At 55.9% G+C, this 12,415-nt stretch carries 12 protein-coding genes; 9 read left to right on the forward strand and 3 right to left on the reverse strand.

Going from position 1 to position 12,415, the window contains the following annotated elements; genetic code table 11:
- Positions 1–75 precede the first annotated feature (75 nt).
- The 3 genes from ACSZO4_RS03140 (at position 76) to yjiA (ending at position 3,535) form a co-directional block, all read left to right on the forward strand.
- A complete protein-coding gene (locus ACSZO4_RS03140; protein ID WP_437887386.1) occupies positions 76–2,229 on the forward strand; it encodes a carbon starvation CstA family protein in 2,154 nt (717 codons plus the stop codon).
- A gap of 117 nt (positions 2,230–2,346) precedes the next feature.
- Complete coding sequence (locus ACSZO4_RS03145) at positions 2,347–2,553, forward strand: YbdD/YjiX family protein (protein ID WP_437887387.1); 207 nt, start codon at positions 2,347–2,349, stop codon at positions 2,551–2,553.
- Positions 2,554–2,563: 10 nt separating this feature from the next.
- Positions 2,564–3,535 carry a GTPase gene (gene yjiA / locus ACSZO4_RS03150; RefSeq protein ID WP_437887388.1) on the forward strand — a complete coding sequence of 324 codons (972 nt, stop codon included), beginning with the start codon at positions 2,564–2,566 and terminating at the stop codon, positions 3,533–3,535.
- Here the strand turns inward: yjiA and rmuC are convergent.
- Positions 3,521–5,050 (reverse strand): DNA recombination protein RmuC, encoded by a 1,530-nt coding sequence (rmuC, locus tag ACSZO4_RS03155; protein WP_437887389.1) that lies wholly within the window; start codon positions 5,048–5,050, stop codon positions 3,521–3,523. The two genes, yjiA and rmuC, sit on opposite strands and share 15 nt — an antisense overlap.
- Positions 5,051–5,208: 158 nt before the next feature.
- On the opposite strand from rmuC, the gene ACSZO4_RS03160 reads away from it, so the two are divergent.
- The 6 genes from ACSZO4_RS03160 (at position 5,209) to ACSZO4_RS03185 (ending at position 10,296) form a co-directional block, all read left to right on the forward strand.
- Entirely contained in the window at positions 5,209–6,477 is a 1,269-nt protein-coding gene (locus tag ACSZO4_RS03160; protein WP_437887390.1) for a DUF445 domain-containing protein, read from the forward strand.
- Between the two features lie 33 nt (positions 6,478–6,510).
- Positions 6,511–7,749, forward strand: coding sequence for an MFS transporter (locus ACSZO4_RS03165; RefSeq protein WP_437887391.1), 1,239 nt, complete (start codon positions 6,511–6,513; stop codon positions 7,747–7,749).
- Between the two features lie 112 nt (positions 7,750–7,861).
- Positions 7,862–9,013 carry a double-cubane-cluster-containing anaerobic reductase gene (locus ACSZO4_RS03170; protein ID WP_437887392.1) on the forward strand — a complete coding sequence of 384 codons (1,152 nt, stop codon included), beginning with the start codon at positions 7,862–7,864 and terminating at the stop codon, positions 9,011–9,013.
- A gap of 9 nt (positions 9,014–9,022) precedes the next feature.
- The gene (yjiL, locus tag ACSZO4_RS03175; protein ID WP_437887393.1) at positions 9,023–9,787 is read left to right on the forward strand and encodes a putative 2-hydroxyacyl-CoA dehydratase activator YjiL; all 765 of its coding nucleotides are present in this window, start codon (positions 9,023–9,025) and stop codon (positions 9,785–9,787) included.
- A complete protein-coding gene (locus tag ACSZO4_RS03180; protein ID WP_437887394.1) occupies positions 9,787–10,029 on the forward strand; it encodes a DUF3343 domain-containing protein in 243 nt (80 codons plus the stop codon). Before yjiL ends, ACSZO4_RS03180 begins: the two co-directional genes overlap by 1 nt.
- Before the next feature lie 27 nt (positions 10,030–10,056).
- On the forward strand, positions 10,057–10,296 hold the full coding sequence (locus tag ACSZO4_RS03185) for a DUF2164 domain-containing protein (RefSeq protein ID WP_437887395.1): 240 nt from the start codon (positions 10,057–10,059) through the stop codon (positions 10,294–10,296).
- On the opposite strand, the gene ACSZO4_RS03190 is transcribed toward ACSZO4_RS03185, so the two are convergent.
- Both ACSZO4_RS03190 and ACSZO4_RS03195 read right to left on the reverse strand, forming a co-directional pair.
- Positions 10,290–11,357, reverse strand: coding sequence for a DUF2955 domain-containing protein (locus ACSZO4_RS03190; RefSeq protein WP_437887396.1), 1,068 nt, complete (start codon positions 11,355–11,357; stop codon positions 10,290–10,292). The genes ACSZO4_RS03185 and ACSZO4_RS03190 overlap by 7 nt on opposite strands.
- Positions 11,347–12,414, reverse strand: a complete 1,068-nt coding sequence (locus ACSZO4_RS03195) for an HlyD family secretion protein (protein WP_437887397.1) — start codon at positions 12,412–12,414, stop codon at positions 11,347–11,349. Before ACSZO4_RS03195 ends, ACSZO4_RS03190 begins: the two co-directional genes overlap by 11 nt.
- Between the last annotated feature and the right edge of the window lies 1 nt (position 12,415).

A 12,415-nucleotide genomic window follows, 5' to 3' on the forward strand; every position in this document is an offset into this window, starting at 1 on the left:
GTCATGATCGCCGCCAGCAAAATCGTCTTTCAACACACCATCCCCCATGCCATTTTTCTGATAATCAGGTCTGATATGGATACTAAAAAGCTTTTAAAACATATACCCTGGCTGCTTGTCGGCATCCTCGGCGCTTTCTGCTTATCCGTCGTTGCATTACGACGTGGTGAGCACGTCAGCGCACTGTGGATTGTTGTCGCCGCCGTTTCGGTGTACCTCGTTGCCTACCGTTACTACAGCCTGTACATCGCCCAGAAGGTGATGAAGCTGGACCCAACGCGCTCCACACCGGCGGTCATCAACAATGATGGCCTGAACTACGTGCCGACCAACCGCTACGTGCTGTTTGGTCACCACTTTGCCGCTATCGCAGGTGCCGGTCCATTGGTTGGCCCGGTTCTCGCCGCGCAAATGGGTTACCTGCCAGGTACTCTGTGGCTGCTGGCGGGCGTTGTGCTCGCGGGTGCGGTACAGGACTTTATGGTGCTGTTTATCTCTTCCCGCCGTAACGGCGCCTCTCTTGGTGAGATGATTAAAGAAGAGATGGGCCGCGTACCAGGCACCATCGCGCTGTTCGGCTGCTTCTTAATCATGATTATTATCCTCGCCGTGCTGGCGTTGATCGTGGTTAAAGCGCTGGCAGAAAGCCCGTGGGGTGTGTTCACCGTTTGCTCCACTGTACCTATTGCCCTGTTTATGGGTATCTACATGCGATTCCTGCGCCCAGGCCGTGTGGGTGAAGTGTCAGTCATTGGTATCGTGCTGCTGGTCGCGTCGATTTACTTCGGCGGCATTATTGCCCACGACCCGTACTGGGGCCCGGCGCTGACCTTCAAAGACACCACCATCACCTTTGCGCTGATCGGTTATGCGTTTATCTCCGCATTACTGCCGGTCTGGCTGATCCTCGCACCGCGCGACTATCTGGCAACCTTCCTGAAAATCGGCGTAATCGTCGGTCTGGCGCTGGGTATCGTTATCCTGAACCCGGAACTGAAAATGCCGGCGATTACGCCGTACATTGATGGTACCGGCCCGCTGTGGAAAGGCGCGCTCTTCCCGTTCCTGTTTATCACCATCGCCTGTGGCGCCGTCTCTGGCTTCCACGCGCTGATTGCTTCCGGTACCACGCCAAAACTGCTGGCAAACGAAAACGACGCCCGCTTTATCGGCTACGGCGCAATGCTGATGGAGTCCTTCGTAGCGATTATGGCGCTGGTTGCAGCGTCCATCATCGAACCAGGTCTCTATTTCGCCATGAACACCCCGCCAGCCGGCCTTGGCATCACCATGCCAAACCTGCATGAAATGGGCGGCGAAAACGCAGCGGTTATTATGGCGCAGCTGAAAGATGTCAGCGCCCACGCTGCAGCAACCGTCAGCTCCTGGGGCTTTGTTATCTCTCCTGAGCAGATCATGCAGACGGCAAAAGACATCGGCGAACCGTCGGTCCTTAACCGTGCAGGTGGCGCGCCGACCCTGGCCGTGGGTATTGCTCACGTGTTCCACAAAATCATGCCGATGGCGGACATGGGCTTCTGGTACCACTTCGGTATTCTGTTCGAAGCGCTGTTTATCCTGACCGCACTGGACGCCGGTACCCGCGCAGGCCGCTTTATGCTGCAGGACCTGCTGGGTAACTTCGTGCCGTTCCTGAAGAAAACTGACTCTCTGGTGGCCGGTATCATCGGCACTGCGGGTTGCGTCGGTCTCTGGGGCTACCTGCTGTATCAGGGCGTGGTTGATCCGCTGGGCGGCGTGAAGAGCCTGTGGCCGCTGTTCGGTATCTCTAACCAGATGCTGGCGGCTGTGGCGCTGGTTCTGGGTACCGTTGTGCTGGTTAAAATGCAGCGCACCAAATACATTTGGGTCACCGTGGTTCCGGCTCTGTGGCTGCTGCTGTGCACCACCTGGGCGCTGGGTCTGAAACTGTTCAGCACCAACCCACAACTGGAAGGCTTCTTCTTTATGGCTAACCAGTACAAAGAAAAAATTGCTGCCGGCGGCGCTGACCTGACTGCCCAGCAGATTGCTAACATGAACCATATCGTGGTGAACAACTACACCAACGCAGGTCTTAGCATTCTGTTCCTGGTCGTGGTCTACAGCATTATTTTCTACGGCATCAAAACCTGGTTGCAGGTGCGTAACAACACCGTGCGTACTGACAAAGAAACCCCGTACGTTCCGGTTCCGGAAGGCGGCGTGAAGACCTCTTCACACCACTAAATCGACAACGTCCCCCCTCGTCTTTCCTCCCTCGCCCCTTTGGGGAGAGGGTCGGGGTGAGGGGAACAATACCCGGCAGACTTACCTCGCCGGGTATTTTTATATCTGGATAACCCAATGTTTGGTAACTTAGGCGAAGCAAAAAAATACCTTGGCCAGGCGGCAAAAATGCTGATTGGCATCCCGGATTACGACAATTACGTCGAGCATATGAAAACCAATCATCCGGATAAGCCGTATATGACTTACACCGAATTCTTCCGCGAACGCCAGGACGCACGCTACGGCGGCGGCGATGGTAAAGGTGGCGTGCGCTGTTGCTAATGGAGGCAAGATGACACCGATTGCAGTTACCCTTCTTACCGGCTTTCTCGGCGCGGGCAAAACCACTCTGTTGCGCCACATTCTCAATGAACAGCACGGCTTTAAAATCGCGGTTATCGAAAACGAATTCGGTGAAGTTTCCGTTGATGACCAACTGATTGGCGATCGCGCCACCCAAATCAAAACCCTGACCAACGGCTGCATCTGCTGCACCCGTTCTAACGAACTGGAAGACGCGCTGCTGGACCTGTTAGACAGCCTCGATCACGGCGATATCGCCTTTGACCGCCTGGTAATTGAGTGCACCGGCATGGCCGATCCGGGCCCGATTATTCAGACCTTTTTCTCCCACGAGATCCTCTGCCAGCGCTATCTGCTGGATGGCGTGATTGCGCTGGTGGATGCGGTTCATGCTGATGAGCAGATGAATCAGTTCACAATCGCCCAGTCTCAGGTGGGTTACGCTGACCGGATCCTGCTGACCAAAACCGACGTAGCAGGCGAGAGCGAAAAACTGCGTGAGCGCCTGGGCCGCATTAACGCCCGCGCCCCGGTTTACACCGTGACACATGGCGCAATCGAGCTTGCCTCGCTGTTTAACACCAGCGGTTTTATGCTGGAAGAGAACGTCCTGCCGGGCAAACCGCGTTTTCACTTTATTGCCGATAAGCAAAACGATGTCTCGTCGATCGTCGTCGAACTGGATTACCCGGTCGATATCAGCGACGTTTCCCGGGTGATGGAAAACCTGCTGCTCTCCTTTGCCGACAAACTGCTGCGCTACAAAGGCATGTTGTGGATTGATGGCGAACCAAACCGCCTGCTGTTCCAGGGCGTACAACGCCTCTACAGCGCCGACTGGGACAGGCCGTGGGGTGAAGAACAGCCGCACAGCACCCTGGTATTTATCGGTATTCAATTGCCTGAGCAGGAGATCCGCGACGCCTTTGCAGGCCTGAAAGGTAGCTCATCCCTGGCGTGATGCATCCACGGGTGTTTGCACCGTATTTTCCTCCGGCTCGTCCAGCGCTTCGGCAATCAGCGTCAGGCGTTCGTGCTCAAAGTCACGATGGGAAAGCTCCAGTTTCGGCAGCTCTTTATTGACCTTCTCAGACAGCTTGCCGAAGCGCTCCACCTTGCCGTACAGGCCCTGGTTACCGACCAGTGCCGTGACGGTGGCATTGTACTGATTGCTGGCGGTACTCAGCGTGCCGCCCAGCTTACTTAGCCGGTCAGCCAGCAGGCATACGTTATTGAAGATTTCCCCGGCGCGCTCGCTGATTTCCCGTGCTTCGCTGTTGCTGCGCTCAATCATCCACAGGTTGGAAACGGTGCGCAGAATAGGGATCAGAGTGGTATGGGAGACCAGCACAATACCTTTACGGTAGCCATACTCGAACAGCCCTTTATTGGTCTTCAGCACCTCAATATAGGCCGACTCGATCGGCATAAACATCAGCACAAAGCTGGGGCTGCGGATCCCCGCCAGACGTGTGTAATCCTTCGACGCCAGATCATCGATATGGCGACGGACGGCCATAATATGCTCATCCATCGCCCGTAACTGCTCTTCCGGCGTCGGCGCAGAACAGACCCGGTCCCAGGCATTGAGCGTCACTTTGCTGTCAATGATGATGTGCTTGTTATCCGGCAGACGGATCAGATAATCAGTCTGTTTGCGCTTACCCTCTTCATCGCGAAACGCGCTTTGCACCTCGTAATGCTCGGCTTCCACCAGCCCGCTCATCTCGAGGGTTCGCCGTAACTGCGCCTCGCCCCAGGCGCCGCGCTGCTGGGAATCGCCTTTTAACGCTGACGCCAGGCTGGTCGCCTCGGCACTCATCTGCAAACCTATCTCCAGCACTTTTTTAATTTCAGCGTTCAAATCCGCGTTACCGCGAATCGCGGCATCGTGAACCTCGTTCACCCGCTTCTGGAAACCGTCAATCTGCTCCCGGAAGGGTTTGAGCATGTCATCCAGGCTGGTTTTGCTGGTGGTGGTAAAGGTTTTGCCCTTTTCTTCAAAAATCTTATTGGCGATATTTTCAAACTCGCGCGACAGGGATTTTTTGGTCTCATCAAGGTTGGCAAACTGCTCGCGGAAGTGCTGTTCACGCTGGGCCAGCGTGGTTTTCAGCTCGGTGTAGTCGTGGTCAAGCTGAGCAGACAGACGGCGCTCGTCCGTTAACTGCTCTTCGGCTTTACTCAGACGCTGGAGTAATTCTGCGCCCCGCCCTTTCAGGTCGTTAATCTGCTGGCGCAGGACGCTGGTATCGATATCCAACTGATGTTTTTCGTTGCGCAGCGCTTCCGCTTTTCCTTCCTGCTCGCGAAGCAGCTTCTTGCTCGCCATCAGTTCGTCTTCCGCACGCTCGGTCTCATGTTCAAGAGCCGCCGCTCTTTGCGCAAAGGTCTGCTTTGTCAAAAACCAGCCCAAAGCGCCGCCCAGCAGGGCGGCTATTGCGGCAGCAATCACCGTCACCGTCATATCAGTCATTTATTTCTCCCTCTTGTCTGCGACTACCATACCCGTGGGAATTGCAGATGCAATCTTTGCTTATCCGCCCGCTCGCTTTTCCCCCTTACCTCTGGTTTTTTAACGCCGGGACCTTGAAAATTCAGCGAAATTCGCCCTCTGGCTCTATGCTTAAAAGTATGAACAAAATCACAGAACTTAAACGCGCCAAACGGCTGGCGCTCTCATTACTGCTGATTGCGACGGCAGTTTTTGTCATCACGCTGTTTCTGCCTCCGGGTTTCTGGGTCAGTGGGGTGAAAGCAATAGCCGAAGCGGCAATGGTCGGTGCGCTGGCGGACTGGTTTGCGGTGGTGGCGCTGTTTCGCCGGGTGCCGCTTCCGTTTATCTCCCGACATACGGCAATCATTCCCCGCAATAAAGAGCGGATTGGCGACAATCTCGGCCAGTTTGTGCAGGAAAAATTCCTCGATACCCAGTCGCTGGTGGATCTTATTCGTCGTCATCAGCCCGCGCAGATGATTGGCGTCTGGTTCAGCCAGCCGGAAAACGCCCGGCGCGTGGGCCAGCATCTGTTGCAGGTGATGAGCGGATTTATGGAGATGGCTGATGATACCCGGATTAAAAACCTGCTCAAACGCGCCGTTCACCGGGCGATCGATAAGGTGGATCTCACCCGAACCAGCGCCTCAATGCTGGAGAGCATGACCAAAAATCAGCGCCACCAGGTGCTGCTTGACGCCCTGATAGGGCAAGTGGTGCTACTGCTGCAAAAAGAGAGCAGCCGGGAATTTATCGCCCACCACATCGTTCGCTGGCTGAAAACAGAGCATCCACGCAAAGCGAAAATTCTGCCGACCGAATGGCTCGGGGAACAGAGCGCTGAGGTGGTGACCCGCGCAGTCAACACCCTGCTTGATGATATCTCGCATGACAGCGCACATCAGATCCGCCGCGCCTTTGACCGGGCTGTGCTGCTCCTTATCGACAATCTGAAAACCAGCCCCGAAATGGCCGCCAGAGCCGACACCATCAAACAATATCTGAAAGAAGATGAAGCCTTTAACCGCTACCTTGGCGAGATGTGGGGAGATCTGCGCGACTGGATTAAAACGGATATCCAGACCGATGACTCACGCATCAGACTGCGGATCACCGAAGCGGGCCTGTGGTTTGGCGAAATGCTGCTGGCAGATCAGGCGCTGCGTACCTCGCTGAACGAACACCTGGAGCAGGCAGCCCATAACGTCGCCCCGGACTTTGCCGCCTTCCTCACCCGCCATATCAGCGATACGGTGAAAAGCTGGGATGCGCGAGATATGTCACATCAGATCGAGCTGAATATCGGTAAAGATCTGCAGTTTATTCGTATTAACGGCACCCTGGTGGGCGGATCTATCGGTCTGGTGCTTTATCTGCTGTCACAAATACCGGCCCTGATTGCATAATCAAGGGTCTGCCATCTGGTCAGGGAGTCACTTATGTCATGGAAGCCTGCATTTCTCACTCGCTACGCCGGGGTTTTTATCTTCCCGATGGCGCTGGTGCTCTACGATTTTGCCGCCTACCTGACCACCGATATGATCCAGCCCGGCATTATTCAGGTGGTACATGATTTCGACGGGGATGTCAGCCTTGCCCCGCTGTCGGTCAGCCTGTATATGGCTGGCGGCATGGCGCTGCAATGGGCGCTTGGGCCGCTGTCAGACAGAGTTGGCCGCCGGCCGGTGTTGCTCAGCGGAGCGCTCATCTTTACCCTGGCCTGCCTTGCGACGCTCTTCACCACCACCTTTGAACAGTTCCTGGTGGCCCGTTTCGTACAGGGCACCAGCATCTGTTTTATCTCCACCGTGGGCTACGTCACTATTCAGGAAGCCTTTGAGCCGACCAAAGCCATTAAGCTGATGTCGATGATCACCTCCGTCGTGCTGCTGGCACCGGTTATCGGCCCGCTCGGCGGCGCGGCGCTGATGCATTTTGTGCACTGGAAGGTCATCTTCGCGCTGATCGCCGCGTTCGGTTTCATCGCCTGGCTTGGGCTGCTGCTGGCGATGCCGGAAACCATCCCTCGCCAACGCGAACCGCTACGGGCGATGAGCGTGGTGCAGGACTTTTGCGCCGTCTTTCGCCAACGTATCTTTCTCACCGGCGCGGCCACGCTCGCACTCTATTACATCCCCTTGATGAGCTGGGTTGCCGTTTCACCGGTGATCCTGATCGATGCGGGAGGCATGAGTACGGCAGAATTTGCCTGGGCGCAGATCCCGGTATTTGGCGCGTTGATCGCCGCCAATATTGTAATGATGCGCTATGTCGATGATCCGACGGATCCACATTATATCCGCCGCTCGGTGCCCGTTCAGCTTACCGGGCTGATGATGCTGGTCGCCGGTAATCTGCTGTTCCCGCATCCGTGGTTATGGTCGGTGATGGGCACCAGTATTTACGCCTTTGGTATCGGGCTGATTTTCTCCTCGCTGTACCGTTTTACGCTGTTTTCCAACACCCTGCCGAAAGGTACGGTTTCCGCATCATTAAATATTGTGGTGCTCACGACCGTAGCGCTGGCTATCGAAGGGGGGCGCTGGCTGTGGTTCTCTGCCGGAGGGCTTATCCCGTTCCATCTGCTGGCGCTGCTCTCAGGCACACTGGCAGTATGCTGCCTGCTGGCATTGCTGCGTAAAGTACAGCAGTACGAGCACGCCTGCGAACGCGCTTAATTTCGCGGCAGATCAACAAAACCATATTTTAATCATGGTTATAATCTTTCCTTCGACGGCACTCAGACCGTCTCGTTTTTCATTGCTCCCGTGTTACGGGGAAGGAAAAATTATGTCTCTCATTACAGAGCTTCCACAAATTTTTGAGCAATTCTCCGATGCCCGACAGAAAGGTTTTCTCAGCGTGATGGAGCTGAAGGAGCAAGGCGTCCCGCTGGTCGGCACCTACTGCACCTTTATGCCCCAGGAGATAGCCATGGCGGCAGGCGCTGTCGTGGTCTCTCTTTGTTCCACCAATGACGAAACCATTGAAGAGGCGGAAAAGGATCTGCCACGTAATCTGTGTCCGCTGATCAAAAGCAGCTATGGTTTCGGCAAAACCGACAAATGCCCGTACTTCTATTTTTCTGACCTGGTGGTGGGGGAAACCACCTGCGACGGCAAGAAAAAGATGTACGAATATATGGCCGACTTCAAAGCCGTACACGTAATGCAACTCCCCAACAGCGCCGCCGATGCCGCTTCCCGCGCCTTATGGAAAGCCGAAATTCTGCGCCTGCAACAGCAAATCGAACAACGCTTTGGTCAGCCCATCAGCGAAGCCGCCCTGCGCGAGGCCATTGTGCTGAAAAACCGTGAACGGCAGGCGACAGCCGATTTTTACCGCCTCGGGCAGCTAAACCCCCCGGCGCTCAGCGGCAGCGATATCCTCAAAGTGGTGTATGGAGCCACCTTCCGCTTTGATAAAAACGCCCTGATTAATGAGCTCAATGAGATGACCGCCCGCGTGAAAACGCAGTGGCAGGAAGGCACACGCCTGGAATCGCGCCCGCGCATTCTTATTACCGGCTGCCCGATTGGCGGCGCAGCGGAAAAAGTCGTGCGGGCCATCGAAGAGAACGGCGGCTGGGTGGTGGGCTATGAAAACTGTACCGGAGCCAAAGCCACCGAGCGCAATGTGGCGGAAGAGGGCGATGTGTACGATGCCCTGACCGACAAGTATCTGGCGATCGGCTGCTCCTGCATCTCCCCCAATACCGAACGTCTGCGCCTGCTCAGCCAGATGGTGGAAGAGTATCAGGCCGATGGCGTGGTGGACGTGATTTTGCAGGCCTGCCACACCTATGCCGTGGAGTCGCTGTCCATCAAACGCCACCTGCGCCAGCAACATGACCTGCCTTATATGGCGGTGGAAACCGACTACTCGACCGCCGATATCGGGCAGCTTAGCACCCGCGTCGCAGCTTTTATCGAAATGCTCTGAGGGCCTGCCGTGACCTTTACCGTCGGGATTGATTCCGGTTCGACCACCACCAAAGGGATCCTGCTTGAGGGCAGCACTATTATTCGCCGCTTCCTGTGTCCGACCTCGTTTCGTCCGGCAGACAGCATCAACGAGGCCTGGGAAACCTTGCGGGCAGACCTTGAGGAAAAACCTTTTCTGACCCTTACCGGCTACGGGCGGCAACTGGTGGATTATGCCGACAAGCGGGTGACGGAAATTTCCTGCCATGGGCTGGGTGCGCGCCTGCTGTTGCCCCAGGCACGCACGGTGATTGATATTGGCGGCCAGGACAGCAAGGTTATCCAGCTTGATGAACAGGGTAATCTCAGCGATTTTCTGATGAACGACAAATGCGCCGCCGGAACGGGGCGCTTTCTGGAAGTGATATCCCGCACTCTCGGCACCCGGGTAGAAGCCCTGGATGGGATCACCGAAGGTGTGGAGCCGCATCCGCTGACCAGCATGTGCACCGTGTTTGCCGAATCCGAAGTGATTAGCCTGCGTTCTGCGGGCGTTGCGCCTGAGGCGATTCTGGCCGGAGTGATCCATGCCATGGCGCGGCGCAGCGGCCATTTTATCTCCCGCCTCTCAACCCAGGGCCCATTGCTGTTTACCGGCGGCGTGAGCCACTGCGCACGCTTTCGGGAAATGCTGAGCAGCCATCTGAAGATGGCGGTGCATACCCATGAAGATGCTCAGTATGCAGGGGCGATTGGCGCAGCGCTGGCAGGCCAACGGAAGGGAAAAGGTTGATGGAAGAGTATCTGTTTTTATTTCACTCAACCGTTGGGGTTTTCCAGACCCGTAAACTGTTAGAGGCCTCTGGCGCAACGTTTCGGGTGGCGGACATTCCCCGCTCGCTACGTGGCGGCTGCGGGTTATGTATCCGTCTGCACTGCCTGCCCGGCGAGGAAAAACAGTGGCTGCAGCCGGGTATTACCCAGGCAATTTACCGCTGTACCGGTGAAGCATTTGAGCAGGTCGCAATGCTATGATTGCCCTTTTCACTTTTCGGAAGCCCCATGAGCAAAATTGACCTGAGCCACGGCGAACGCGATCTGCTGCGCGAAAAACTGCAAACTTACTGTGCTGACCACCTTGATCTTGAACTGGAACAATTCGACGCTGAATTTTTCGTGGATTTTATTATCGACAACCTCGGCCCGGTGCTGTTTAACGCCGGGATCGACGAAGCGATCCGCACCCACGTGGCCTACAGCGAACATATTCAGGAAGAGATGGATCTGAAGAAAATCTACTGATCCTCAATCACAAAGCGGGTGGCCTCAAAGCGATTTAAGAAAAGGTGCACCAGGAAGACCATGGTCAGGGTACCCAGCAGCGCCACCGTGACGGAGACGATTCGGTACAGATCGCTGAACACCAGATCGGTATCCGGGTGCAGGTTTTGCCCGAACATAATGCCGATAGTAGTTACGCTGGCAAAACCCACACCCGCCCCCACTTTTTCCATCACATGCAGCCGGGCGCTAAAGGCCAGCCCAAGGCCAATCAGCGGCATCATCAACAGCATATGGCTGCTGTGGTTATAGAGCACCATCTGCACCAGCAGGATATAGAGGCAGGCAATAACCACGCCCACCACACGCCAGAGCGAGCTCATTACCGCGCCGCGATAATGCATCGGGAAGAGGATCAATATGCCCGCCATCAGCGCCGACAGAGAGTCGCTAAGATCGCTCAACTGGAACACGACAAAGACAACCGTCGCCACGCTGCCGGAGAGCAACGACTCGTGGCGCACGCGGGCATCGCTCTTCTCGATCCGCGGCGGCGGATTACGTGGCGTTACATCCGGGATCAGATAGTTCATCAGCGCGCTGAGCGCCACCGCCATCATACTGGCTTCAATATTGGAGAAGATCAGCGTGTGCCAGTCGCTGGTGGGGTAACTCATAAAGTTGAGCATGGTGCTTTGACACACCACCCCGGCGGAGCCGAAAAGAAACAGCGGCCCTTTGCTCATAAAGCGAAAGCGCATGACATACAGGGCAAAGACCACCAGCGTCATCATCAGCGGCCACTGCGCCAGATAGCCAATAATCAACACCATTTCGATGCAGTTAATCACTGCGCTAAACACAAATTGTTTCGCCACATGACGGTTAAACACCGGCACCAGCGAGAGCAGCATAATTGGATAGACGACGTAAAACACGCCATAGCTGGTGTTATAGAAACTCGACACACTCAGCGCCACCATCCCGGTAAAGACAATACGCAGCGTCTGGCGAAAATCATTCGCCGTGTAGACGATATTGCCGTGCGGGGTAAAAACCCGTGCGAGCGTGTTAATAGACATAGTGCAGCCAGCTGACCAGGTGGATTTGCAGCCCGGAGAAGAAGCGCGCAAAAGCCCCTTCGCTGTTGTAAAGCTGCACCGTGGCCCGCGCTCCGGTTGGCAGAGATTTTGGCAGCGCGTCGTCGAGTTCGACGTGAATACGCATCCGCTGTGCGTCACGCACCCAGCGGTTAGAGGTTTCCGGTTCCGACAATGAGCCGTTTACCGCTTCCTGCCCGGCCAGCACCCCGGCATCGCTGCTGGTGACATGCGCGCGGAACACCTGCCCTGGCAGGGCGTCGAAGACCACGGCGGCATCGGTACCCGGATGGGTATGGCGCAAACTTTTCTCGCGGAAATCCGCCACTATATCAGCGTTGTTATGCACCAACGCCAGCGCGGCGCTACCCGCTGCGGCATAAAAACCCGGACTCAGCTGCAGGTTGCTCACCTTGCCATCCACTTCGGCGCGCACCTGCGTCCAGCCAAGGTTAAGCTCGGCCTGCTCAAGGCTATTCTGATATTTTTGCAACGTCACATTGCGGCTGTCGTCGCGTTCGCCACGTTCGATGATAAGCGCATGAATGCTGGCATTCAGGTTATTGACCGACTGGACGCTGCCCTGCCAGGTGGTGCGGACCTTATCCAGATCCGACTGCGAGACGTTCTGCATGGCGCTCAGGCGCTGATAGCGGTCAAAGGTCACCTTGTCATTCTGCGCAGTTAACTGGGCGGTTTTCAGGTTCGCCTGCGCCGCCGCGATTTGGGCATCCAGCTGTTGATTGGTTAACCGGGCCTGGGCGAGGGCAATCTTTGCCGCATCCACCTGAGTGTTAAAGGGAGTGGGATCCAGTTCGAACAGCAGATCGCCTCTCTTCACCACGCTGTTATTCTGCACATGAACTTCAGCGACATATCCCGCCACGCGTGAGGAGACCGGGGTCACCACGCGCATAACGGTGGAGTCCGGCGTGAGCGGGATCCAGATATCCGCAACGATAAAATAGACAAACATCAGCAGGAAAGAGGCAATACTGACCCTTACCCAGCGGGCAAACTTTTGTTCAGGCGTCATCATG

This window comes from Phytobacter sp. V91 (genome assembly GCF_965644225.1).
Lineage (GTDB): Bacteria > Pseudomonadota > Gammaproteobacteria > Enterobacterales > Enterobacteriaceae > CBFFRJ01.